The 23,596-nt window shown below is 64.7% G+C and carries 22 protein-coding genes and 1 pseudogene; 17 read left to right on the top strand and 6 right to left on the bottom strand.

What is annotated here, in order from left to right:
* From ACQKQA_RS16545 to ACQKQA_RS16580, 8 genes and pseudogenes are all read left to right on the top strand, one after another.
* The coding region (locus ACQKQA_RS16545; RefSeq protein WP_427559532.1) for a helix-hairpin-helix domain-containing protein at positions 1 to 1,718 on the top strand (1,718 nt) is incomplete at its 5' end.
* Positions 1,718 to 2,101, top strand: a complete 384-nt coding sequence (locus ACQKQA_RS16550; protein WP_427559534.1) for a PaaI family thioesterase — start codon at positions 1,718 to 1,720, stop codon at positions 2,099 to 2,101. The genes ACQKQA_RS16545 and ACQKQA_RS16550, both read left to right, overlap by 1 nt.
* A gap of 292 nt (positions 2,102 to 2,393) precedes the next feature.
* Positions 2,394 to 3,977: a glutamate--cysteine ligase gene (gene gshA, locus ACQKQA_RS16555; protein WP_427559536.1), complete on the top strand. Its 1,584-nt coding sequence runs from the start codon at positions 2,394 to 2,396 to the stop codon at positions 3,975 to 3,977.
* A 224-nt stretch (positions 3,978 to 4,201) separates the two neighbouring features.
* A complete protein-coding gene (tauA, locus tag ACQKQA_RS16560) occupies positions 4,202 to 5,179 on the top strand; it encodes a taurine ABC transporter substrate-binding protein (protein ID WP_427559539.1) in 978 nt (325 codons plus the stop codon).
* Positions 5,180 to 5,277: 98 nt separating this feature from the next.
* Positions 5,278 to 6,072, top strand: coding sequence for a taurine ABC transporter ATP-binding subunit (gene tauB / locus ACQKQA_RS16565; protein WP_427559542.1), 795 nt, complete (start codon positions 5,278 to 5,280; stop codon positions 6,070 to 6,072).
* Positions 6,069 to 6,908, top strand: coding sequence for a taurine ABC transporter permease TauC (gene tauC, locus ACQKQA_RS16570; RefSeq protein WP_427559545.1), 840 nt, complete (start codon positions 6,069 to 6,071; stop codon positions 6,906 to 6,908). The genes tauB and tauC overlap by 4 nt, the downstream gene beginning before the upstream one ends.
* A gap of 213 nt (positions 6,909 to 7,121) precedes the next feature.
* A complete protein-coding gene (gene tauD, locus ACQKQA_RS16575) occupies positions 7,122 to 7,961 on the top strand; it encodes a taurine dioxygenase (RefSeq protein ID WP_427559548.1) in 840 nt (279 codons plus the stop codon).
* Positions 7,962 to 8,003: 42 nt separating this feature from the next.
* Positions 8,004 to 8,246: pseudogene (locus ACQKQA_RS16580) on the top strand (VapC toxin family PIN domain ribonuclease); the annotation flags it as partial.
* Here ACQKQA_RS16580 and ACQKQA_RS16585 read toward each other — a convergent pair.
* The 4 genes from ACQKQA_RS16585 to ACQKQA_RS16600 form a co-directional block, all read right to left on the bottom strand.
* Entirely contained in the window at positions 8,218 to 8,580 is a 363-nt protein-coding gene (locus tag ACQKQA_RS16585; protein ID WP_427559550.1) for a hypothetical protein, read from the bottom strand. The pseudogene ACQKQA_RS16580 and the gene ACQKQA_RS16585 sit on opposite strands and share 29 nt — an antisense overlap.
* Positions 8,581 to 9,158: 578 nt before the next feature.
* Positions 9,159 to 9,560, bottom strand: a complete 402-nt coding sequence (locus ACQKQA_RS16590) for a type II toxin-antitoxin system HicB family antitoxin (protein WP_427559655.1) — start codon at positions 9,558 to 9,560, stop codon at positions 9,159 to 9,161.
* Positions 9,561 to 9,589: 29 nt separating this feature from the next.
* Positions 9,590 to 9,772 carry a type II toxin-antitoxin system HicA family toxin gene (locus tag ACQKQA_RS16595; protein ID WP_427559554.1) on the bottom strand — a complete coding sequence of 61 codons (183 nt, stop codon included), beginning with the start codon at positions 9,770 to 9,772 and terminating at the stop codon, positions 9,590 to 9,592.
* Between the two features lie 115 nt (positions 9,773 to 9,887).
* Positions 9,888 to 10,778 carry a LysR family transcriptional regulator gene (locus ACQKQA_RS16600; RefSeq protein ID WP_427559557.1) on the bottom strand — a complete coding sequence of 297 codons (891 nt, stop codon included), beginning with the start codon at positions 10,776 to 10,778 and terminating at the stop codon, positions 9,888 to 9,890.
* Positions 10,779 to 10,918: 140 nt separating this feature from the next.
* On the opposite strand from ACQKQA_RS16600, the gene ACQKQA_RS16605 reads away from it, so the two are divergent.
* Both ACQKQA_RS16605 and ACQKQA_RS16610 read left to right on the top strand, forming a co-directional pair.
* Complete coding sequence (locus ACQKQA_RS16605) at positions 10,919 to 11,659, top strand: SDR family oxidoreductase (protein ID WP_427559560.1); 741 nt, start codon at positions 10,919 to 10,921, stop codon at positions 11,657 to 11,659.
* A gap of 159 nt (positions 11,660 to 11,818) precedes the next feature.
* On the top strand, positions 11,819 to 12,076 hold the full coding sequence (locus ACQKQA_RS16610; RefSeq protein WP_427559563.1) for a hypothetical protein: 258 nt from the start codon (positions 11,819 to 11,821) through the stop codon (positions 12,074 to 12,076).
* Between the two features lie 108 nt (positions 12,077 to 12,184).
* On the opposite strand, the gene betT is transcribed toward ACQKQA_RS16610, so the two are convergent.
* The gene (betT, locus tag ACQKQA_RS16615) at positions 12,185 to 14,149 is read right to left on the bottom strand and encodes a choline transporter BetT (RefSeq protein ID WP_427559658.1); all 1,965 of its coding nucleotides are present in this window, start codon (positions 14,147 to 14,149) and stop codon (positions 12,185 to 12,187) included.
* A gap of 378 nt (positions 14,150 to 14,527) precedes the next feature.
* Positions 14,528 to 15,454, bottom strand: coding sequence for a serine O-acetyltransferase EpsC (epsC, locus tag ACQKQA_RS16620; protein WP_427559565.1), 927 nt, complete (start codon positions 15,452 to 15,454; stop codon positions 14,528 to 14,530).
* Between the two features lie 195 nt (positions 15,455 to 15,649).
* On the opposite strand from epsC, the gene ACQKQA_RS16625 reads away from it, so the two are divergent.
* The 7 genes from ACQKQA_RS16625 to ACQKQA_RS16655 all read left to right on the top strand — a co-directional run bounded on the left by ACQKQA_RS16625 (position 15,650) and on the right by ACQKQA_RS16655 (position 23,538).
* Entirely contained in the window at positions 15,650 to 16,645 is a 996-nt protein-coding gene (locus tag ACQKQA_RS16625; protein WP_427559567.1) for a D-cysteine desulfhydrase, read from the top strand.
* 310 nt (positions 16,646 to 16,955) lie between these two features.
* A complete protein-coding gene (gene tcyJ, locus ACQKQA_RS16630) occupies positions 16,956 to 17,753 on the top strand; it encodes a cystine ABC transporter substrate-binding protein (protein WP_427559570.1) in 798 nt (265 codons plus the stop codon).
* Positions 17,754 to 17,803: 50 nt separating this feature from the next.
* Positions 17,804 to 18,469, top strand: coding sequence for a cystine ABC transporter permease (gene tcyL / locus ACQKQA_RS16635; protein ID WP_427559661.1), 666 nt, complete (start codon positions 17,804 to 17,806; stop codon positions 18,467 to 18,469).
* A 4-nt stretch (positions 18,470 to 18,473) separates the two neighbouring features.
* On the top strand, positions 18,474 to 19,235 hold the full coding sequence (gene tcyN, locus ACQKQA_RS16640; protein ID WP_427559573.1) for an L-cystine ABC transporter ATP-binding protein TcyN: 762 nt from the start codon (positions 18,474 to 18,476) through the stop codon (positions 19,233 to 19,235).
* Positions 19,236 to 19,684: 449 nt separating this feature from the next.
* Positions 19,685 to 20,926 (top strand): SfnB family sulfur acquisition oxidoreductase, encoded by a 1,242-nt coding sequence (locus ACQKQA_RS16645; RefSeq protein ID WP_427559576.1) that lies wholly within the window; start codon positions 19,685 to 19,687, stop codon positions 20,924 to 20,926.
* A gap of 39 nt (positions 20,927 to 20,965) precedes the next feature.
* Entirely contained in the window at positions 20,966 to 22,171 is a 1,206-nt protein-coding gene (locus tag ACQKQA_RS16650) for an SfnB family sulfur acquisition oxidoreductase (RefSeq protein ID WP_427559578.1), read from the top strand.
* Positions 22,171 to 23,538: an LLM class flavin-dependent oxidoreductase gene (locus ACQKQA_RS16655; protein ID WP_427559581.1), complete on the top strand. Its 1,368-nt coding sequence runs from the start codon at positions 22,171 to 22,173 to the stop codon at positions 23,536 to 23,538. Before ACQKQA_RS16650 ends, ACQKQA_RS16655 begins: the two co-directional genes overlap by 1 nt.
* The last annotated feature ends 58 nt before the right edge of the window (positions 23,539 to 23,596 follow it).

Here is a 23,596-nt window from a genome sequence, read left to right on the forward strand (position 1 = left end):
AGGCGGACGGTATCAAGCGCCTGGCGGAGATCGCCTGGCAGGTCAACGAGAAGACCGAGAACATCGGTGCCCGTCGCAACGAAGGCATCCTCAGCTCCGCGCTGAAAGTCGGCGAGGAGCTGCCGGGCACCCTGCACCCGTGCGAAGGCATGATCGGCCAGCACGTCGGCATCCAGAACCAGAACCGCGCGGCGGACAAATGGCTCGGCGAAGTGGTGCGCTGGACCTGGAAGGTCAAGCTCTACACCCACCTGGAAACCGACCTGTTGGGCGAGCTGCGCGACAACGCGGAAACCGAGGCGATCAACGTCTTCGCCCACAACCTCCACGACCTGCTGCTGGCCGCGCCGGCCGGCCCCCGCGCGACCCTGGGCCTCGACCCGGGCCTGCGCACCGGCTGCAAGGTGGCGGTGGTGGATGCCACCGGCAAGCTGCTGGACCACGCCACCGTCTACCCCCACGTGCCGCACAACAAGTGGGACCAGACCATCGCCACCCTGGCCGCCCTGTGCGCCAAGCACTCGGTGGACCTGATCGCCATCGGCAACGGCACCGCCAGCCGTGAAACCGACAAGCTGGCCGCCGAACTGATCAAGAAATACCCAGCCATGCGCATGACCAAGGTCATGGTCTCCGAAGCAGGTGCTTCGGTGTACTCGGCGTCGGAACTGGCGGCCAAGGAATTCCCCGACCTCGACGTGTCGATCCGTGGCGCGGTGTCCATCGCCCGCCGCCTGCAGGACCCACTGGCCGAGCTGGTGAAGATCGATCCGAAATCCATCGGCGTCGGCCAGTACCAGCACGATGTCTCGCAACTGAAGCTGGCCCGTGGCCTGGACGCGGTGGTCGAGGACTGCGTGAACGCCGTCGGCGTGGATGTGAACACCGCCTCGGTGGCCCTACTGGCGCGGATCTCCGGCCTCAACGCGACCCTGGCGCAGAACATCGTCAGCCACCGCGACGAACACGGCGCGTTCAAGACCCGCGCCGCGCTGAAGAAGGTCGCCCGTCTGGGTGAAAAAACCTTCGAACAGGCCGCCGGCTTCCTGCGGGTGATGAACGGCGACAACCCGCTGGACGCTTCGGCGGTGCACCCGGAAGCCTACCCGCTGGTGCAGCGCATCGCCGCCGACACCGACCGCGACATCCGCTCGCTGATCGGCGACAGCGGCTTCCTCAAACGCCTGGACCCGAAGAAGTTCACCGACGAAACCTTCGGCCTGCCGACCGTCACCGACATCCTCCAGGAACTGGACAAACCCGGCCGCGACCCGCGTCCCGAGTTCAAGACCGCCGAGTTCCAGGAAGGCGTCGAGGACCTCAAGGACCTGCAACTGGGGATGATCCTCGAAGGCGTGGTGACCAACGTCACCAACTTCGGCGCCTTCGTCGACATCGGCGTGCATCAGGACGGTCTGGTGCACATCTCGGCGCTGTCGGAGAAGTTCATCAAGGACCCGCGTGAAGCGGTGAAGGCCGGCGACGTGGTCAAGGTCAAGGTCATGGAAGTCGACATTCCGCGCAAACGCGTGGGCCTGTCGATGCGCATGAGCGACACCCCGGGCGAGAAGATCGACGGCGCCCGTGGCTCCCGTCCGGGTTCGGCCCCGCGCCAGTCCCAGGGCAACGCGCCACGCAAGGAAACCACTACCGCGGCCCCGACCAACAACGCCATGGCCTCGCTGTTCGCCAACGCCAAGCAGTTGAAGAAGCGCTGATGGAGATCCCGGCCGGCTTGACCGAAAGCGCGTTCAGCCAATTGCTCGGCTGCCGCCTGCAGCGCCTGGAAGTCGGTGAAGCCGACGTCGCCCTGACGCTGACGCCGCCGCTGCGCAATCGCGGCCAGAAGCTGCACGGCGGGGCGATCTTCAGCCTGGTCGACATTGCCATGGGGCTGGCCTGTTCCAGCTCCCACGGCTTCGACCAGCAGAGCGCGACCATCGAGTGCAAGATCAACTACATCCGCGCCGTCGCCGAAGGCGACGTGGTCTGCCACGCCCGGGTGATCCACCCGGGCCGCCGCACCCTGGTGGTCGAGGCCGATGTGATGCAAGGCGACAAACTGGTCGCCAAGGCACAAGGCACGTTCGCGGTCCTCTGAGGGGCCGTCCGGTGACAGCCGCGACGCCAGCTCGTCCGCCAGCGACGCGGCCCGCCTTGGAACAGCGACAAACCTAGCTCCCCGTCATCGATTTGAGTTAATTTCGGCGCTGCGAAAGCGGCGCCGGGGTTTTCCGCCTGCGCCGGAACCAGATTCAGGGATGAAGCGTGGTGCTTGCAAAACGGGCCGGGCCGGCCCAACGACCAGGCGAAAACGCCAGTTTCAACTTCACCCTTGTAGACCGTCCTGCCCACCCCCATATTGGGGCGACTGACGCGTGAAGGAATCCAACTTGAGCGAACTTCTCAACCGCCGCCTGGCTCTGCTCGGCGAGCGCGCCAACCTCTCCCTGCTCGAGCAGTGCCTGCACGGTATCGAGCGCGAATGCCTGCGCGTGACCGGCGAAGCGCGCCTGGCTCAGACCCCGCACCCGGAAGCACTGGGTTCCGCGCTGACCAACGAACAGATCACCACCGATTACTCCGAGTCGCTGCTGGAGTTCATCACGCCGGCCCTGTCCGATCCGGCGGATACCCTGGCCAGCCTCGACAGGATTCACCGTTTCGCCTACAGCAAGCTCGGCAACGAGTACCTGTGGAGTCCATCGATGCCGTGCCCGTTGCCGGCCGAGGAAGACATCCCGATCGCCTATTACGGCACCTCCAACATCGGCCAGCTCAAGTATGTGTACCGCAAGGGCCTGGCCCTGCGTTACGGCAAGACCATGCAGTGCATCGCCGGGATCCACTACAACTTCTCCCTGCCGGAACAGCTCTGGCCGCTGCTCAAGCAGGCCGAAGGCGCCACCGCCAGCGACCGCGACTATCAATCGTCGGCGTACATCGCGCTGATCCGTAACTTCCGCCGCTACAGCTGGCTGCTGATGTACCTGTTCGGCGCCTCGCCGGCGCTGGACGCGGGCTTTTTGCGCGGCCGCCCGCACCAGCTGGAACAGTTCGACGCCGAGACCCTGTACCTGCCGTACGCCACCAGCCTGCGCATGAGCGACCTGGGCTACCAGAGCAACGCCCAGGCCGGCCTGACCCCGTGCTACAACGACCTGAACAGCTACACCGACAGCCTGCGCAAGGCCGTCGCCACGCCGTACGCGCCTTATGTGGAGATCGGCACCCACCAGGACGGCGAGTGGGTCCAGCTCAACACCAACATCCTGCAGATCGAAAACGAGTACTACTCCAACATCCGCCCGAAACGCGTGACCTACACCGGCGAGCGGCCGATCCAGGCGCTGATGGCCCGCGGCATCCAGTACGTCGAAGTCCGCTGCCTGGACATCAACCCGTTCCTGCCGATGGGCATCGACGTGCAGGAAGCCCGCTTCCTCGACGCCTTCCTGCTGTATTGCGCGCTCAACGAGAGCCCACTGTTGGAGAACAACGAGTGCGGCAACGCCACCGCGAACTTCCTCAAGGTGGTCAAGGAAGGCCGGCGCCCGGGCCTGCATCTGCAACGCCAGGGGCAGCCGGTGGAACTCAAGGAATGGGCTGGCGAACTGCTGGAAAAGATCGCGCCGCTGGCAGCCCTGCTCGACCGCAGCCACGGCGGCGACGCCCACGGCAAGGCGCTGGAGGCCCAGCTGGCCAAGGTCAAGGACCCGTCCCTGACCCCTTCGGCCCAGGTCCTGGCCGCCATGCAGGAACGCAAGGAAAGCTTCAGCCAGTTCTCCCTGCGCCAGAGCCTGGCGCACGCCGAGTTCTTCCGCAGCGAGCCCCTGGACAAGGAAGAGCAGGCGCGCTTCGAAGAGGCGGCGCGCAGCTCCCTGCAGCAGCAAGCCGAGCTGGAACAGAACGAAGTCGGCGATTTCGACGTGTTCGTCGGTTCGTATCAGGCAAGCATCCTGGCGATCAGCAATTAAGCCAGGCGCCTGCGGCGCCTATCGCGGGCAAGCCTCGCTCCTACAGAATCATGCGGTCCCTGTAGGAGCGAGGCTTGCCCGCGATGGAGCGCAAAGCGCTCCCCTCCCCGCTTTAGAACATTCCCCTTTTAAGCTAATTCTAAAAAGTTATTTATTTTAGAATTCTTAGATCATTTAGTCTCCTCCCACGCCCACTTTTGGCCGCCTGTCTAGGAGCCTCACCCATGAAACTGCACTTCCCCCTGCGCCTCCTGGCGGCCGCGTCCCTGGCCACCGCGAGCCTCTTCGCCCAGGCGGCCGACGTCACCGTCGCCTACCAGACCACCGTCGATCCGGCGAAAGTCGCCCAGGCCGACGGCACCTACGAAAAAGCCACCCAGGCCACGATCGACTGGCGCAAGTTCGATAACGGCGCCGACATCATCGCCGCCATCGCTTCGGGCGACGTGCAGATCGGCTACCTGGGGTCCAGCCCGCTGACGGCCGCGATCACCCGCAAGGTGCCGGTGGAAACCTTCCTCATCGCCACCCAGATCGGCGCCGCCGAGGCCCTGGTGGCCCGCGACGGCTCCGGGATCAAGACGCCCCAGGATCTGGTGGGCAAGAAAGTCGCCGTGCCGTTCGTTTCCACCGGCCACTACAGCCTGCTGGCCGCGCTCAAGCACTGGAACATCGACCCGGCGAAAGTCCAGGTGCTCAACCTCGCGCCGCCGGCGATCATCGCCGCCTGGAAGCGCGGCGACATCGACGCCACCTACGTCTGGGACCCGGCGCTGGGCGTGGCCAAGGAAAACGGCAAGGTGCTGATCACCTCCGGCGAACTGGCCCAGTTCGGCGCACCGACCTTCGACGCCTGGATCGTGCGCAAGGACTTCGCCGAGAAGCATCCACAGATCGTCAGCGCCTTCGCCAAGGTGACCCTGGATGCCTACGCCGCTTACCGCAAGGACCCACAAGCCTGGCTGGCCGACCAGAGCAACGTCGACAAGCTGGTGAAACTCTCCGGCGCCAAGGCCAGCGATATCCCGCTGCTGTTGCAGGGCAACGTCTACCCGCTGGCCGCCGACCAGGTCATCAGCCTCGGCGCGCCGACCACCAAGGCCATTACCGACACCGCGGTGTTCCTCAAGGAACAGGGCAAGGTCGAGGCGGTGCTGCCGGATTACGCACCGTATGTCAGCGCCAAGTACATCGCCCGCTAAGGCCTGTCGCAGAGATCGCCGGGCACGGGCCCGGCCTTCTTCGTACAGCGCCTTGTCTCGCTGAAGGTTGCATCTGAAACGCAAAGGAGAGCGCCGTCATGGCCTTGCTACAACTGGAGCGCATCAGCGCACAGTACCCCGGCGCCGCCGAACCGGTGCTGGCGGAAATTTCCCTGACTCTCGGGCCCCGGCAACTGCTGGTCGCCCTCGGCCCGTCCGGCAGCGGCAAGACCTCGCTGCTGAACCTGATCGCCGGTTTCGTCGAGCCCAGCGCCGGGCGCATCACCCTGGACGGGGTACCGGTCGCCGGGCCGAGCGCCGAACGCGGCGTGGTGTTCCAGGACGATGCCCTGCTGCCCTGGCAGGACGTCCTGGCCAATGTCGGCTTCGGCCTCGAACTGGCCGGCATCCCCCGCGACCAGCGTGAGGCCCGCGCCCGGGAAATGCTGGCCCTGGTGGACCTGGCCGGCTTCGACCAGCGGCGCATCTGGCAGCTTTCCGGCGGCCAACGCCAGCGTGTAGGCCTGGCCCGCGCCCTGGCCGCCGACCCGCGCCTGCTGTTGATGGACGAACCCTTCGGCGCCCTCGATGCCTTCACCCGGGAACAGATGCAGGAGCTGTTGCTGCAAGTCTGGCAACGCACCGCCAAACCAGTGTTCCTGATTACCCACGACATCGAGGAAGCGGTGTTCCTGGCCACCGACCTGATCCTGCTGGCGCCCAATCCGGGGCAGATTGTCGAGCGCCTGAACCTGGACTTCGGCCAGCGTTATGCCGCCGGCGAATCGGCCCGGGCGATCAAGTCCGACCCACGCTTCATCGAAACCCGCGAACACGTGCTGGCCCGGGTGTTCTCCCAACGCAGTGCCGCTGTGCGGCAGGAGCACGCATGAGCAGCTACGACCTTCCGGCCACCACGGCCAAACCCGTCCCTCGGCCTACAGCGGTACTGGCGCGCCGCAACCTGAGCACCCGCTGGATCAGCGTCCTGACCCTGGTCGCCCTGCTCGCCCTGTGGTGGGCAGTGACGGCCAGCGGCCTGATCGAACCGCTGTTCCTGCCGTCGCCCGCCGCGGTGCTGCAAAAGGGTTGGCTGCTGGTCACCAGCGGCTATATGGATTCCACCCTGTGGCAGCACCTGGGCGCGAGCCTGGGTCGTATCGGCCTGGCCCTGGGCTTTGCCGTGCTGACGGCAATCCCGGTGGGCATCGCCATCGGCCACAACCGCATCGCCCGTGGCGTGCTGGACCCGCTGATCGAGTTCTACCGGCCGATTCCGCCCCTGGCCTACCTGCCGCTGATCGTCATCTGGTGCGGCATCGGCGAGCTGTCCAAGGTGCTGCTGATCTACCTGGCGATCTTCGCCCCGATCGCCATCGCCACCGCCACCGGCGTGCGCACCGTGGACCCGACCAAGCTGCGCGCCGCACAGTCTCTGGGCGCGACCCGGGCCCAGCTGATTCGCCATGTGATCTTGCCCAGCGCCCTGCCGGACATCCTCACCGGCGTGCGCATCGGCCTCGGGGTGGGCTGGTCGACCCTCGTCGCCGCCGAACTGATCGCCGCCACCAGCGGCCTGGGGTTCATGGTGCAGTCCGCCGCGCAGTTCCTGGTCACCGATGTGGTGGTGCTGGGGATCCTGGTCATCGCCCTGATCGCCTTCGCCCTGGAAATGGGCCTGCGCGCCCTGCAGCGCAAGCTGGTGCCCTGGCATGGCCAGGTCCATTAAACCCACCCCGCAACCCTGTAGCCCTGTAGCCGCTGCCGAGCCCCGGCAAGGCTGCGATCGAGCGCAAAGCGCTCGCAAAACCACGCAACTCGGTATTTCAGATGCACCGCGTTGCGCCTGCTTCGCAGGCGATCGCAGCCTCGCTGGAGCTCGGCAGCGGCTACACAGCGGTTACAGACCACCGACATTTCGGCAGAGCATTCGAGAACGACCATGAGCCTGACCATCACCCCTTTAAGCTCCGCCCTCGGCGCCCAGATCAGCGGCGTCGACCTCAGCCAGCCACTGAACATCGAACAACGCGATGCCATCGAGCAGGCGCTGCTGCAACATCAGGTGCTGTTCTTCCGCGACCAGCCGATCGACCCGCAGCAGCAGGCGCGCTTCGCAGCGAACTTTGGCGACCTGCATATCCACCCGATTTACCCCAATGTGCCGGAACAACCGGAAGTACTGATCCTCGACACCGCGCAAACCGACGTGCGCGACAACGCCATCTGGCACACCGACGTGACCTTCCTGCCGACCCCGGCCCTGGGCGCGGTGCTCAGCGCCAAGCGGTTGCCGGCCTACGGCGGCGACACCCTGTGGGCCAGCGGCATCGCGGCCTTCGATGCGCTCTCGGAGCCAATGCAGAACCTGCTGCAAGGCCTGACCGCGACCCACGACTTCATCAAGTCCTTCCCGCTGGAGCGCTTCGGCAGCACCCCCGAGGACCTGGCGCGCTGGGAAGAGACCAAGCGGAAAAACCCGCCGCTGTCGCACCCGGTGATTCGCACCCACCCAGTCAGCGGGCGCAAGGCGCTGTTCGTCAACGAAGGCTTCACCACCAGGATCAACGAGCTGTCGGACAGCGAAAGCGAGGTGATCCTCAAACTGCTGTTCGCCCACGCCACCCGCCCGGAGTTCACCATCCGCTGGCGCTGGCAGGCCAACGACGTGGCCTTCTGGGACAACCGCGTGACCCAGCATTACGCCGTCGACGACTACCGCCCGCAGCGCCGGGTGATGCACCGCGCGACCATTCTCGGGGACGTGCCGTTCTTCCGCTAAGCGAGGAACGCCAGCGAGTTCAGGACAGCCGGGGACCGGCTGGCGCTGGCCATGTTCGAGGAAGACTTCATCGACCGGATCCTGCCCTTCGGCACCCAGGCGGCGCTGTACTACGCCCACCTGATCGCGAACCGCGAAAGCTCGGGCCAGCCGATCGGCCTGGTGGACGCGCAAATCGCGGCGATCTGCCGGGTCCACGACGCCGCGATTGCGACGCGCAATACCAAGGACTTCACCAATACCGGGCTGATCGTCATCAACCCCTGGTTGCCACTCGAGCAGTGAGCCCGGCCCGACGCAGATTGCCTGCCGGAGCATGCTTGCGATAGCGGTATGCCTGACACCCCGCACCGCCGCGATCGCCGGCAAGCCTGGCTCCTACAGAAGCCGCGAGCAGGCTCCATTCAGCGATTGAAGGCTTCTCCCACAGCTTGATCGCACCCTCCCGGGCGAAACGATCGATCTCCGCCACCTCTTCCACACCGAACGCCAGGTTCTGCAAGGCGGCGACGCTCTCGACGACCTGCTCCAGCCGGCCGGCACCGATCAGGGCCCGGCCGAGGGCGATATTCGCATCGGACAGGTGCGAGGCCAGCAGCCCCCCGGACGCTTGACTCACGCATACGTGATACGCCCGACGTGGCCCATAGGTTCGTCACGCTCGAAATCTGTGCGTTGGCCACATGCTCGGAAATCATCAGATTTCCAGCCGATTCGAGAGGTCATTCGGTAAAATACAATTACGTACCACATAGCACAGTACGTAATCGTCTCTAGATGCGATGGCAATTTGCCAAAAATGCGCGCTTGCGACGCTCCAGGGCCGGCCGTGGAGCCAAAGGGTAAAACCGGCCAAAACCCGCCATTTTGCTAGTCTCCGAAACCGTCGCAGATGCCAGGCTGCCAGTCAGTAACAGGCATTGAGCTTCGTCATCTCAGCGAGCCAGGCCCGTTATCGGTACGCAAAAAAAGTCTAGTTCAGTATCCGCAGTACGTACGGATACCGTCAGGCGACAACGGAATGACCGGTAGCCTCAAAAAGGTAACGAGTTCGAGTGACAGGGTGAGGCGGTGCAGGTTTTGGAAAACCTGGAGGGAGGGGGGTATTGCCAGTGAAGGATCAAGGGCAGCGACTGAACCAAGGGTGAACGCGAGAGCGCGTAAAACGCGCCATCGCAGCTCTTCGAACCGGATCCCCTACGCCGACAACTCGCGCAGCGCCGCAGCGGCGAGAAAGCCCGAGCGCGAGCGGTAGCGCTGGTCGCGCTTCACGGTCTGGTCGATCCGCTCCAGCAATTGTTCCGGCAACGTCGCGTTGAAACGCACCGCCTTGCCGAAGTACGGCGTGATATCGAAATCGACCACGCCCCACACGCCACCGGCGTAATCGGGGTTATCGATATGCGCGTCGATCTCCTGCACCTGGGGCAGCGGCTCGCCATCGGCCACCAGGCCTTCGTAATGCAGCGACAGGGCCTCCTTCACATTCTCGAAGGCTTGCGCCGCAGTCTGGCCGGCGGAAAAACAGCCCGGCACATCGGGGACGACCACGCCATATCCGGAGTCGGCATCCTTGTGCAGCACAACCGGGAATTTCATCTCGTTGACCTCTTCGTTCACGACCGGCCTCATTTCAGGCCCGCCTGTTTCAAGATGCAGTGGATCGTGCCCCGGGGCAGATCCGCCTCCGGGTGAGGAACAGTGACCCGCCCCGGCTTGTACTGATGTTTGTATTGGTGGTGACTGCCCTTGACCGCGATCAGATACCACCCGTCCTCCTCGATCATCCTGATCAGTTCCCGACTGCGCATTGCCCTGTCCTTTCGATACGTCCCGAAAAGCCACGATACCCAGCCGGAGGCGAACAATACACACTATACACATCTTGCTAATCAATTCAGAGAACGGCGATGACCGGCGCCGCCCTCAGGCCGCCCTGGCAAAAACCTCGGCCAGCCAGTCGACGAACACTCGCACCCGTGGCGACATGTGGCGGTTTTGCGGGTACAGCACCGAAACCGGCATGGGCGGTGGCGGCGTCTCGGTGAGGATTTCCTGGATCAACCCTTGGGAAATCTGCCTGGCCAAGTGATAACGCGGGCACTGGATGATACCCAGGCCGGCCTCGGCCGAAGCACAGTAGATTTGTGCGCCGAACACCGATAACGCGCCCTCGATGGCCACTTCCCGCAGTTCTCCATCGACCATGAACTCGAACGGAAACAACCTGGCCGTGGTACGCGAGACGTAGTTCACCGCCCGGTGCCGCGACAGGTCGTCGAGGCTCTTCGGCTCGCCGTATCGGCGCAGGTACGCCGGGCTGGCGCAAGTGATCTGCGGCAGGCTGGCCACGCGCCGGCCGATCAGCGTCGAGTCCCCCAGGGTGCCGGCGCGCAGCACACAGTCCACCCCTTCGGCGATCAGGTCGACAAAGCGGTCCGCCTCACTCAGCGACAGCTCGATCTCCGGGTAGCGCGCCATGAACTCGGGCAAGGCCGGAATCACGAAGTGCCTGGCCAGGGCGCCATGCAGATCGACCCGCAATCGCCCTTTCGGCGCCACCGTGCGAAAGGCCAGCTCGGCTTCCTCCAACTCCGCCAGCAATTGCACACAGCGCTGGTAATAGGCCTCGCCGTCGAGGGTCGGACGCACGCGGCGGGTGCTGCGCTCCAGCAGGCGGGTCCCGAGCCAGGCTTCGAACTGGTTGAGGGTATGAGTCAGGGTGGCGCGCGGCAGGTTCAGGTCGGCGGCGGCCAGGGTGAAGCTACTGCGTTCGTAGATCCGCACGAACGCCTTCATCGCTTTGACTTGATCCACGACGAGCTCCTATGAGGCTTGGGATTGTTGGCGATTATTGAACAGTCAAGCCAACTCTGGCGCATTTATCGGCCTGGATAAACCTGTGAATCTGCGCCCACACCACCGCCAGCCACCCATTTCCCAGCAGGTAATTCGCCATGACCGAACAGACATCGAAAGTAGCCATAGTGACCGGCGCCTCCCGCGGCATCGGCGCCGTCATCGCCAGGCAACTGGCCCGCGACGGTTTCGCTGTCGCCATCAACTACGCCAGCAGCGCCACCGAAGCTTCGGCGCTGGTGGTGGAGCTGCGCCAAGCCGGGCACCGGGCCATAGCGGTCAAGGCCGACGTGGCCAACGCCGATGACGTGCGCCGACTGTTCGACGAGACCGAAACCCAACTGGGCCAGGTCGATGTGCTGATCAATAACGCCGGGATCCTCAAGGTCCTGCCACTGGCGCAACACAGCGACGAGCTGTTCGAGCAGACCTTTGCCATCAATACCCGCGGCACCTTCAACACCTTGCGCGAAGCCGCCACCCGCCTGAACGCCGGTGGCCGCATCGTCAACTTCTCCAGCACCACCGTGGCCCTGAACCTGCCGGGCTACGCGGTGTACATCGCCAGCAAGGCGGCGGTGGAGTCCCTGACCCAGGTGTTCGCCAAGGAGCTGCGCGGGCGTGACATCACGGTCAACGCCGTGGCCCCGGGCCCGGTGGCCACCGAGCTGTTCCTGCACGGCAAGAGCGAAGAGCAGATCCAGAACTTCGCCAAAATGCCGCCCCTGGAACGCCTCGGCCAGCCGGAGGACATCGCCGGCGTCGTCGCCTTCCTGGTCAGCCCGGCAGCGGCCTGGGTCAACGGCCAGATCCTGCGCGCCAATGGCGGCCTGGCCTGAGTTCCCCATGACGGGCGCCGAACTCCGAAGATCGATTTACCGGCAGGACATGGCGCCCTCGACCACACTTCTGCTCAGCAGGCTGGAAAGAACATCGCGGGCTGGCCCGCGACAGCTCCATCGACGCCAACCCCGAATCCGGCCCGCGAGGACGTCATCATGCATACCGCGATCATCACCAGCTTCGGCCTGGTCCTCCTGGGGCTGATGCTGTTCATCGGCGAAAAGATCGGCCTGGGCCGCCAGACCGTGGTCTACAGCTTCGTCGCACTCTGGCTGGCGCTGACGGTCATCAACGGTGCGGTGGGAATGGTCCACGCCGGCCAGTCCCTGAGCACGGAGCTGGCGGTGGGCAGCGTGGTGTTCGGCGTGCCGGTAGCGGCGCTGGTGCTGTTCACAGTGATGAGCCAGGCCTGAGGCCCTGATCGCGGGCAAACCTCGCTCCTACAGAGAATTGCATACCCCTGTAGGAGCGAGGCTTGCCCGCGATGACGGTGGCACTGACACCACCGCCCTTTCCGTCGATCAACGCACCAGGTGCAAGAACTGCATATGCCGTTCGTACTGGTCGAGGATGTCGTTGCTGATCTGCTCCTTGGTGTAGCCCATCAGGTCGTAATCCTGGCTACCCTCGGCCAGGTGCACCTCGGCCCGATAGTAACGCCGGTTGCGCATCTCCTTGGGCCCCATGCCGCCGCGGGCGAAGGACGGGGTGAAGTAGCCGCGCATCTGCACCTGATAGACAAACGGATGCTGATCGCCATGGACGATTTCCAGGCTGACGCTGTCGTTGGCCGGGTCCGGCTGGGCGATCACGTTCAGGCCCTTCTCGACGAACCCCGCGGTCACCTCCTCGATGGCCGGGCGCACGGTCTGGTCGAGGAAGCGGTACACCTCGTCACGCGACGGGAAATGCACCGCCTGGCTCAGGCGCTGGCGCCAGCCGCCCTTGCCGCGCCGCGAGGACGAGGCCACCGGCGCCAGCGAGTGCAGTTGGGCGATCTGCTTCTGCGACTCGAGGTAGAAGGCCTTGTGCAGCCCCCACATCATCAGCAGCAGGATCAGTGAGAACGGCAGCGAGGTCAGCACCACCGCCGACTTCAACGAATCGATGTTGCCGGCGAACAGCAGCGCGCTGGTGACCAGCGCGGTCATCGCGCCCCAGAACACCCGCAGCCATTTCGGGCCGTCTTCGTCGGCATTGGCGCCACGGGCCGACAGGGTCGAGAGCACCACAGTGCCGGAGTCCGCCGAGGTGACGAAGAACACGAAGCTGATGAACACCGTCACGGCGATGACGGTCTTGCTCCAGGGATAGGTTTCCAGCAGCAGGTAGAGGGTCATCGATGGGTCTTCCAGCGCCGACAGGCCCAGCGCGCTCATGCCGTGGTTGAGCACCTGCTCGATGGCGCTGTTACCGAAGATCGACATCCAGGCCAGGGTGAAGCCCAGGGGAATCAGCAGCACGCCGAAGACGAATTCGCGGATGGTCCGGCCACGGGAAATCCGTGCGATGAACAGGCCCACGAACGGCGACCATGCAATCCACCAGGCCCAATAGAAGACGGTCCAGCCGCCCATCCAGTCGCTGGGTTCGTCATAGGCGTAGAGATCGAAACTCTTGGTCGGCAAGGCGCCGAGATAGTCGCCGAGGTTCTGGATCAGGGTGTTGAGCAGGTGCTGGGTGGGCCCGGCGAACAGCACGAACAGCAGCAGCGCGCAGGCCAGCAGCATGTTGATGTCGGACATCACCCGAACGCCCTTGTCGACGCCGGACACCGCGACGACGATCGCCGCGCCCATCATCAGGCTGATCAGGCCCACCTGGACCCACTGGGTGTGGGCGATGCCGAACAGGTAGTCGAGGCCGGAGTTGAGGTGCAGCACGCCAAAGCCCATGTCGGCGCCGAGGCCGAACACCGTGGCGATGATGCCGAAGCCGTCCACCGCATAGCCGATGGGGCCATTGATGCGCTTGCCGATCAGCGGGTACAGCGCCGAGCGCAGGGCCAGCGGCAGGTTGTGGCGGTAGGCGAAGTACGCCAGGGCCATGCCGACGAAGGCGAATACGCCCCAGCCGTGCAGGCCCCAGTGCAGGAAGAGGATCTGCATGGCCTGGCGCGCCGCGTCCGCGGTGCCGGCGTCGCCCTGGGGCGGTTGCAGCATGTGGGTCAGGGGTTCGGACACGCAGAAGAAGAACAGCGTGATGCTGATCCCGGCGGCGAACAGCATGCCGGCCCAGGACAGGTAACTGAATTCGGGCTCGTCATGGTCGGCGCCGAGCTTGATCTTGCCGTAGCCGGACAAGGCTGTGACCACCACGAACACCAGGTACAGGGTCATGGCCAGCATGTAGTACCAGCCGACCGTGTTGGCCGCCCAGTTCTGTGCGGCCAGCAACCAGGCGCCGGCTTGTTCCGGCAGGGCGATCACCACCAGGCCGAAGGTCAGGATAAAGCTCGCGGCGAAGTAGAACACCGGCGGATTCATGCGGATCGGGCCGCTGATTGGGACAGGCGATGCACTCATGAAAGGCGCACCTCGAGGGGGTAAAACGCGGCTGAAAAGATCGGACTCAGCAAAGGCAAGCCTCCTGTTGTGAGCGGGCAGCGAACTGCCGGTTTAACTTGAACGAGCGTTCAAGTTAAACATGAATGGATGCGCGAGGACCAATCGCCGGGCCCGACGGTTGCCTGATTTCGCACGTTTTAGGAAAGGTCTGATATGTGGCGGAGGGAATCGTTCAGCAGAAAAAAAGCGCAGTGCCATCAAGCGAAAAGCATCGCGGGCAAGCCCCGCACCTACAGGTCGCACGTACCCGTAGGAGCGAGGCTTGCCCGCGAAAAATTGAACAGGTGCAGAGAATTCCTACTTTTGCGACCCATCGTCATGCTGCAGGTTGGCCTGGGTCAGGTTGCTCCCCTCCGGCACACTACGGGTCAGCCAAACGTTACCGCCGATGGTCGAACCCTTGCCGATGGTGATGCGCCCGAGGATGGTCGCGCCGGCGTAGATCACCACATCGTCCTCGACGATCGGGTGGCGCGGCTGGCCCTTCTGCAACTGGCCGTCCTCGTCCGCCGGGAAACGCTTGGCGCCCAGGGTCACCGCCTGGTAGATGCGCACGCGCTCGCCGATGATCGCGGTCTCGCCGATCACCACGCCGGTGCCGTGGTCGATGAAGAAGCTGCGGCCGATCTGCGCCCCCGGGTGAATGTCGATGCCGGTGGCCGAGTGGGCGATTTCCGCGCTGATCCGCGCCAGCAGCGGCAGGCCGGCGCGATACAGGTGGTGGGCCAGGCGATGGTGAATCACCGCCAGGATGCCCGGGTAGCACAGCAGCACTTCATCGACACTGCGCGCCGCCGGGTCGCCGTGGTAGGCGGCCAGCACGTCGGTGTCGAGCAGTACCCGCAGGCCCGGCAGGGCCAGGGCGAAATCCTGGATGATGCGGATGGCCCGGGCGTTGACGTCTTCGTTCGCCTCGCCGCTCTGGCGCGCGGCGTAACGCAGCTCCAGGCGGGTCTGGGCGAGCAGCGCATTGAGGGCCGCGTCCAGGGTATGGCCGACGTAGAAGTCCTCGCTTTCCTCGCGCAGGTCCACCGGCCCCAGGCGCATCGGAAACAGCGCGCCGCACAGCGCCTCGAGAATCTCGGCCATGGCCGCCCGCGACGGCAGTTCCCGACCGCCCTGCTCACCGCTGACCCGACCGTTGCGGCTGCGCCACTGGTCGCGGGCCCCACGCAGTTGACTGACGATGGTCTGCAATTGCCAATGGCTGGAACGCTCGCTCACGATAGAACTCCTTATTCTGGCTGACGGCCGGATGGTTTGGCCGCGTAACCGACGCAACTTTACGGTATGCGCCCCAGGCCAAATTAAGAACTAATTGTGCTGAGTTAAGCACCATTTTGCATAAGCGATTGGCGGTTGCCCCGGTAAATATCGCTGCCTATAGTCCCTGACACCTCTGACAACCCGTGCGGCCTCATGATCAAACAACAGCTCGACCGTTTTAACCGTCTCGACCTGCTGGGCGGCGCCACCGCCCTGGAAAAACTCGAACGCCTGTCCGCCTGGCTGGGCCGCGATGTCTACGTCAAACGCGACGACACCACGCCGCTGGCCATGGGCGGCAACAAGCTGCGCAAACTCGAATACCTGGCCGCCGATGCCCTGGCCCAGGGCGCGGACACTCTGATTACCGCCGGCGCCATCCAGTCCAACCACGTGCGCCAGACCGCGGCCCTCGCCGCCAAGCTGGGCCTGGGTTGCGTCGCCCTGCTGGAAAACCCCATCGGCACCGACGACAGCAATTACCTGGGCAACGGCAACCGCCTGCTGCTCGACCTGTTCGACGCCAAGGTCGAGTTGGTGGACAACCTGGACAACGCCGACGAGCAACTCCAGGCCCTGGCCGAACGCTTGCGCAGCAACGGCAAGCAACCGTACCTGGTGCCGATTGGCGGCTCCAATGCCTTGGGCGCGCTGGGTTACGTGCGGGCCGGCCTGGAACTGGCGCAGCAGATCGAAGACACCGGGCTCGACTTCGCCGCGGTGGTGCTGGCCTCGGGCAGCGCCGGCACCCACAGCGGCCTGGCCCTGGCCTTGAGCGAAGTGCTGCCGCAATTGCCGGTGATCGGTGTCACCGTCTCGCGCACCGACGAAGCCCAGCGGCCGAAAGTCCAGGGCCTGGCCGAGCGTACCGCCGAACTGCTCGGGGTGGCGCTGCCGGACAGCTTCAAGGTGGAACTGTGGGACGAGTATTTCGCCCCCCGTTATGGCGAGCCGAATGCCGGCACCCTGGCCGCGGTGAAGCTACTGGCGAGCCAGGAAGGCTTGCTGCTGGACCCGGTCTACACCGGCAAGGCCATGGCCGGCCTGCTCGACGGTATCGGCCGCCAGCGCTTCGACGACGGCCCGATCCTGTTCCTGCACACCGGCGGCGCACCGGCGTTGTTCGCCTATGCCGGGGCGTTCGCCTGAACGACACCTGACCTGTAGCCGCTGGCGCAGCCTGCGATCGACCCGAAGAGGCGCTAGATCCTGGAAGCGCTGGAGGTCCTGCGGGCTCGGCAGCGGCTACAAAAAGCACAATTCGCATATTTACAAATAGAATATCAATGTGAATTTATATTATTTTTGAATCTATAAGCAGCCACTTATAGTCGCGCCGCAGGCGAATTTGCCGGAAGACGCATACGCTGCATTTAGGGCAGGATAGGGCGCTGTTCCAGCTCACCGATTGACCTGCATCTCCCACTCGCATCTTCATAAGAAAACACAGGGGCTTGTCATGATTTTTTCCGCACTACGTCGAAATATCCTCATTGGCTCGCTGGGTCTGGCGCTCGGTGCCGGGTTGCTGGGGCAAGCGGTTGCCGGTGAGCAACTGCAGAAGATCAAGGACGCCGGCACCCTCAACGTCGGCCTGGAAGGCACTTATCCACCGTTCAGCTACGTCGACGAAAACGGCAAGCTGGCCGGCTTCGAAGTGGAGTTCTCCGAAGCCCTGGCGCAGAAGCTGGGCGTGAAGGTCAAACTGCAGCCGACCAAGTGGGACGGCATCCTCGCCGCCCTGGAGTCCAAGCGCCTGGACGCGGTGATCAACCAGGTGACCATCTCGGACGAGCGCAAGAAAAAATATGACTTCTCCACCCCCTACACCGTTTCCGGCATCCAGGCCCTGACCCAGAAGAAGGACGAAGGCAAGTTCAAGAACGCCGCCGACCTGGCCGGGCACAAGGTCGGTGTGGGCCTGGGCACCAACTACGAACAATGGCTCAAGGACAACGTGCCCAAGGCCATCATCAAGACCTACGACGACGATCCGACCAAGTACCAGGACCTGCGCGTAGGCCGTATCGACGCAATCCTGGTGGACCGCCTGGCCGCCTTCGAGTTGATCAAGAAAACCAACGACACCCTGGTGGTTTCCGGCGAGCCCTTCTCCCGTCAGGAAGCCGGTGTGGCCCTGCGCAAAGGCGAACCCGAACTGCTGGCCGCGGTGAACAAGGCGATCGAGGAACTGCGCGCCGACGGCACGCTGAAAAAGCTCTCGGAAAAGTACTTCAACGCTGACGTCACCCAATAATGGAAGCGGGTTTTCAATTCGAACTGTATTTCCCGCAGTTGAGCCAGCAAATCGCCGAAACGACACAGCTGTTGCTGAACTCCGCGCCCTTCCTGCTCAAGGGCGCGTATTTCACGGTCATTCTCAGCCTCGGCGGGATGTTCTTCGGATTGGCGCTGGGCTTCGGCCTGGCGCTGATGCGCCTGTCGCGCTTCAAGCTGCTGAGCTGGATCGCTCGCGTCTACGTGTCGTTCTTTCGCGGCACGCCGCTCCTGGTGCAACTGTTCGTGATCTACTACGGCCTGCCGCAGCTGGGACTCGAGCTGGACCCGCTGCCGGCGGCGCTGATCGGCTTCTCGTTGAACATGGCGGCCTATGCCTGCGAGATCCTGCGCGCGGCCATCGGCTCCATCGAGCGCGGGCAGTGGGAAGCGGCGGCCAGCATCGGCATGACCCGGGGGCAGACCCTGCGCCGGGCGATCCTGCCGCAAGCCATGCGCACTGCGTTGCCGCCCCTGGGCAACAGCTTTATCTCGCTGGTCAAGGACACGGCCCTGGCCGCCACCATCCAGGTCCCGGAACTGTTCCGCCAGGCGCAGCTGATCACCGCCCGGACCTTCGAAGTCTTCACCATGTATCTTGCCGCCGCGCTGATCTACTGGGTTCTGGCCAGCGTGCTCGCGCACCTGCAGAACCGACTGGAAGAGCGGGTCAATCGGCACGACCAGGAGTCCTGAACCCATGATTGTGGTTGAGAAACTGACAAAGCAGTTCAAGGGTCAGACCGTCCTCAATGGCATCGACCTGACGGTGGCGGAAGGCGAAGTGGTCGCCATCATCGGCCCCAGCGGCTCGGGCAAGACCACCTTTCTGCGCTGCCTGAATTTTCTCGAAGAGCCTACCAGCGGCCGGATCAAGGTCGGCGCCATCGAAATCGATGGCAGCCGCCCGCTGACCCAGCAACAGGGCCTGGTGCGGCAACTGCGCCAGCAGGTGGGCTTCGTATTCCAGAACTTCAACCTGTTCCCCCATCGCACCGCCCTGGAAAACGTCATCGAAGGCCCGCTGGTGGTGAAGAAGACGCCCCGCGAGCAGGCCGTGGCCCTGGGCCGCAGGCTGCTGGCCAAGGTCGGCCTGGCGGGCAAGGAGGACGCTTACCCGCGGCGCCTGTCTGGCGGCCAGCAACAGCGGGTGGCGATTGCCCGGGCGCTGGCGATGGAGCCGGAAGTGATCCTGTTCGACGAACCGACCTCGGCCCTCGACCCCGAACTGGTGGGCGAAGTGCTGGCGACCATCCGCGGCCTGGCCGAAGAGAAACGCACCATGGTCATCGTCACCCACGAAATGGGCTTCGCCCGCGACGTGGCCAACCGGGTGATCTTTTTCGACAAAGGCGTGATCGTCGAACAGGGCGACGCCAAGGCGCTGTTCGCCAACCCCAGGGAAGAACGCACCCGGCAGTTCCTCAGCAAATTCCTCACCGCGGGCCATCCCCCAGCCTGATCCCACCACCGCCCTCCGCCCGGCCACCGCATGCAGCGGTTTTACGACGGCTGCGCCGCCGATCGCGGGCTGCGCCAGCGGCTACAGGCACCGCATAAACCCTGTAGCCGCTGCCGAGCAACGCGAGGCCGCGATAAGGCCCGCTGGGCCTTCCAGCGCTTTCCCAGGCACACCAAAACCCGCGCCAACGACTCCAGACCTATCCCCCGTTACTCCTCGCCAGCCCCTGCCTGACGTATACGTAAACCTCTTCTATGCATATTCCTAGAAGTTAGTTTATTTAATTTTTATACACGCATAGGGTATATGCACCGGACCACCGGACATTCTTGAACCCGATTTCGCCGCCCTTATGCGGCAATCCAAAGATGTGAGGTAGGTATGGTCCGGAACACAATCACCCCAGTGCAGATCGCCAGGGCATTGCGTGCAGCCAAGGAGTGGCGCTGATGTCCAGTCTGGTCGACGCACCTGTCCAGAACGAGCTGGACGTTCCCCCCCTGTTGTTGCCCGCGCAGGTCCTGCGTAACGACGCGCAAGCCCTGCAAGCCGCCCATGAACTGGCCGCCGTGGCCCGCCAACAGGCGGCCAGACGCGACCAGCAGCGCAAGCTGCCCTGGGCGGAAATCGAACACTTCACCCGCAGCGGCCTGGGCAGTATCGCCATCCCCCGCGAATACGGCGGCCCGCAGGTGTCCTTCGTGACCCTGGCCGAAGTCTTCGCCATCGTGTCCGCGGCCGACCCGGCCCTGGGGCAGATCCCGCAGAACCAGTTCGGCATTCTCCACCTGATCCTGGGCTGCGCCACCGAGCGCCAGAAAAAGCAGCTGTTCCAGAGCGTGCTGGAAGGCTGGCGCATCGGTAACGCCGGCCCGGAACGCGGCACCAGGAACACCCTGGAACTCAAGGCGCGGATTACCGCCGACGGCGACGGCTACCGGCTCAACGGCCAGAAGTTCTATTCCACCGGCGCGCTGTTCGCCCACTGGGTAGCGGTCAAGGCGCTGAACGACGACGGCAGGCAGGTGCTGGCTTTCGTCCGCCGCGGCACCCCGGGGCTGCGCATCATCGACGACTGGTCGGGCTTCGGCCAGCGCACCACCGCCAGCGGCACCATCGTGCTCAATGACGTGCGGGTCGATGCCGACCTGGTGCTGGACAACTGGCGCATCAACGAGTCGCCGAACATCCAGGGCGCGGTGTCACAGCTGATCCAGGCGGCCATCGACGCCGGCATCGCCCGCGCCGCCATCGACGACGCCATCAGCTTCGTCCGCGAGCGCTCGCGGCCGTGGATCGACGCCAACGTCGAACGGGCCAGCGACGACCTGTATGTGATCGCCGACATCGGCAAGCTGAAAATCGAGTTGCACGCCGCCGAAGCCCTGCTGCGCAAGGCCGGCCAGGTGCTGGACCAGGTCAACGCGGCGCCGATCAGCGCCGAGTCCGCCGCCCGCGCCTCGATCGCCGTGGCCGAGGCCAAGGTGCTGACCACCGAGATCTCGCTGCTGGCCAGCGAAAAGCTCTTCGAACTGGCCGGCAGCCGCGCCACCCTCGCCGAGTTCAACCTCGACCGGCACTGGCGCAACGCCCGGGTCCACACCCTGCACGATCCGGTGCGCTGGAAATACCACGCCGTCGGCTCCTACCAGCTGAACGGCACCCTGCCGGCCCGCCATTCCTGGATTTAAGCGACCAGAACACTTTTGACCAGAACTCTGGAGAAACACATGCCCCTTTCTCAACACGTCGCGGTCATAACCAGCGATGAGCAAGCCCTGATCGTCGCCAGCGACCTGGCCGAGGATTTCAAGCGCGACAGCGCCCTGCGCGACCGCGAACGCCGCCTGCCCCACCCCGAACTCGACGCCTTCTCCCGCTCCGGCCTGTGGGGCATCAGCGTGCCCAAAGAATACGGTGGCGCCGGTGTGTCCAACGTCACCCTGGCCAAGGTCATCGCCCTGATCGCCCAGGCCGACGCGTCCCTCGGGCAGATCCCGCAGAACCATTTCTACGCCCTCGAAGTGCTGCGGGTGAACGGCAGCGCGGAACAGAAAAAACGCCTGTACGCCGAGGTCCTGGCCGGCCAGCGCTTCGGCAATGCCCTGGCCGAACTGGGCACCAAGACCGCCCACGACCGCATCACCCGACTGACCCGCGACACCGGCGAGGGCCAGGCCGGCTATCGCATCAACGGCCGCAAGTTCTACTCCACCGGCGCCCTCTACGCCCAACGCATCCCCACCCTGGTAGTGGATGAAAACGGTGTGCAGCAACTGGCCTTCGTCCCGGCGGACAGCCAGGGCCTGAAGGTGATCGACGACTGGAGCGGTTTCGGCCAACGCACCACCGGCAGCGGCTCGGTGGTGTTCGAGGAGGTGTTCGTCGCCGCCGAGGACGTGATTCCCTTCCAGAGCGCCTTCGAACGCCCGACCACCGTCGGCCCGCTGGCGCAGATTCTCCATGCCGCCATCGACACCGGCATCGCCCGCGCCGCCTTCGAGGATGCCCTGCACTTCGTGCGCACCAAGACCCGCCCGTGGATCGACGCGGGCAACGACAAAGCCACCGAAGACCCGCTGACCCTCAAGAGCTTCGGCCACCTGAGCATCCGCCTGCACGCCACCGAGGCGCTGCTGGAACGCTCGGGGGAGTTCCTCGACGCCGCCCAGGCCGAGCCCAATGCCGACACCGTGGCCGCCGCCTCCATCGCCGTGGCCGAGGCCCGGGCCATCAGCACCGAAATCTCCCTGGCCGCCGGCAGCACCCTGTTCGAGCTGGCCGGCAGCCAGGCGACCCTGGCCGAACACGGCCTGGACCGCCACTGGCGCAACGCCCGGGTACACACCCTGCACGACCCGGTGCGCTGGAAGTACCACGCGGTGGGCAACTACTACCTCAACGAGACGAACCCGCCGCTGCGGGGGACCATCTGATGAGCGCGCCGGAAACCGCCAAGAAGAAGATCCTGCTCAATGCCTTCAACATGAACTGCATCGGGCATATCAACCATGGCCTGTGGACTCACCCGCGGGACAACTCGACCCAGTACAAGACCCTCGAATACTGGACCGAGCTGGCGCAGCTGCTGGAGCGTGGGCTGTTCGACGGGCTGTTCATCGCCGACATCGTCGGGGTCTACGACGTCTACCAGAACTCGCTGGACGTAACGCTCAAGGAGTCGATCCAGCTGCCGGTCAACGACCCGCTGCTGCTGGTATCGGCCATGGCCGCGGTGACGCAAAACCTTGGCTTCGGCCTCACCGCCAACCTCACCTACGAGCCGCCGTACCTGTTCGCCCGGCGCATGTCGACGCTGGACCACCTGAGCCGCGGCCGGGTCGGCTGGAACATCGTCACCGGCTACCTCGACAGCGCCGCCAAGGCCATGGGCCTGAACGAACAGCCCGAGCATGACCGGCGTTACGACCAGGCCGACGAATACCTGGAAGTGCTCTACAAGCTCTGGGAAGGCAGTTGGGAAAACGACGCGGTGATCGACGACCGCGAACAGCGGATCTACGCCCGACCGGAGAAGGTGCACAAGGTCCGGCACCAGGGCGAGTTCTATCAGGTCGAGGGCTATCACCTGTGCGAACCCTCGCCGCAGCGTACGCCGGTGCTGTTCCAGGCCGGCAGTTCGGAGCGCGGCCTGGAGTTCGCCGGGCGCCACGCCGAATGCGTGTTCATCAGCGGCCAGAACAAGGCCGCGACCCGGGCCCAGGTGGACAAGGTCCGCGCCAGCGCCGTGGCGGCCGGGCGCAATCCCGAGGACATCAAGGTGTTCATGGGGCTCAACGTGATAGTCGCCGCGACCGAGGAACTGGCCTGGAACAAACACGCCGAGTACCGCAGCCACGCCAGCGCCGAGGCCGGGGTGGCGCATTTCTCGGCCTCCACCGCCATCGACTTTTCCCAGTATGCAATCGACGAACCGATCCAGTACGTGAAGAGCAACGCCATCCAGTCGGCCACCAAGAACCTGCAGAACAACGACTGGACCCGGCGCAAGCTGCTCGACCAGCACGCCCTGGGCGGCCGCTACATCACTGTGGTCGGTTCGCCGCAGCAGGTGGCCGACGAGCTGGAGTCCTGGATCGCCGAAACCGGCCTCGACGGCTTCAACCTGACCCGCATCGTCACCCCGGAAAGTTATGTCGATTTCATCGACCTGGTGATCCCCGAGCTGCAACGCCGCGGCTCGTACAAGACCGCCTACGACAGCGGCACCTTGCGCGAAAAGCTGTTCCGGCAGGACGCGCAATTGCCTGAGCAACACACTGGAGCGCTCTACCGCCCTTAACGGCATCGCGGGCAAGTCGGATCGCCGTCCGCTCGCTCCTACAGGTTGCGCATTTTCT

Origin of the sequence: Pseudomonas sp. NPDC089530, from assembly GCF_050280705.1 — a bacterium.
Classification (GTDB): domain Bacteria; phylum Pseudomonadota; class Gammaproteobacteria; order Pseudomonadales; family Pseudomonadaceae; genus Aquipseudomonas.

Bases quoted from the DNA above. Each gene is read 5' to 3' on its own strand.
- ACQKQA_RS16550 (WP_427559534.1), top strand. From the start codon at position 1,718: ATGGAGATCCCGGCCGGCTTGACCGAAAGCGCGTTCAGCCAATTGCTC.
- tauA (WP_427559539.1), top strand. From the start codon at position 4,202: ATGAAACTGCACTTCCCCCTGCGCCTCCTGGCGGCCGCGTCCCTGGCC.
- tauB (WP_427559542.1), top strand. From the start codon at position 5,278: ATGGCCTTGCTACAACTGGAGCGCATCAGCGCACAGTACCCCGGCGCC.
- tauC (WP_427559545.1), top strand. From the start codon at position 6,069: ATGAGCAGCTACGACCTTCCGGCCACCACGGCCAAACCCGTCCCTCGG.
- tauD (WP_427559548.1), top strand. From the start codon at position 7,122: ATGAGCCTGACCATCACCCCTTTAAGCTCCGCCCTCGGCGCCCAGATC.
- ACQKQA_RS16590 (WP_427559655.1), bottom strand. From the start codon at position 9,560: ATGAAATTCCCGGTTGTGCTGCACAAGGATGCCGACTCCGGATATGGC.
- ACQKQA_RS16595 (WP_427559554.1), bottom strand. From the start codon at position 9,772: ATGCGCAGTCGGGAACTGATCAGGATGATCGAGGAGGACGGGTGGTAT.
- ACQKQA_RS16605 (WP_427559560.1), top strand. From the start codon at position 10,919: ATGACCGAACAGACATCGAAAGTAGCCATAGTGACCGGCGCCTCCCGC.
- ACQKQA_RS16610 (WP_427559563.1), top strand. From the start codon at position 11,819: ATGCATACCGCGATCATCACCAGCTTCGGCCTGGTCCTCCTGGGGCTG.
- betT (WP_427559658.1), bottom strand. From the start codon at position 14,149: ATGAATCCGCCGGTGTTCTACTTCGCCGCGAGCTTTATCCTGACCTTC.
- ACQKQA_RS16625 (WP_427559567.1), top strand. From the start codon at position 15,650: ATGATCAAACAACAGCTCGACCGTTTTAACCGTCTCGACCTGCTGGGC.
- tcyJ (WP_427559570.1), top strand. From the start codon at position 16,956: ATGATTTTTTCCGCACTACGTCGAAATATCCTCATTGGCTCGCTGGGT.
- tcyN (WP_427559573.1), top strand. From the start codon at position 18,474: ATGATTGTGGTTGAGAAACTGACAAAGCAGTTCAAGGGTCAGACCGTC.
- ACQKQA_RS16645 (WP_427559576.1), top strand. From the start codon at position 19,685: ATGTCCAGTCTGGTCGACGCACCTGTCCAGAACGAGCTGGACGTTCCC.
- ACQKQA_RS16650 (WP_427559578.1), top strand. From the start codon at position 20,966: ATGCCCCTTTCTCAACACGTCGCGGTCATAACCAGCGATGAGCAAGCC.
- ACQKQA_RS16655 (WP_427559581.1), top strand. From the start codon at position 22,171: ATGAGCGCGCCGGAAACCGCCAAGAAGAAGATCCTGCTCAATGCCTTC.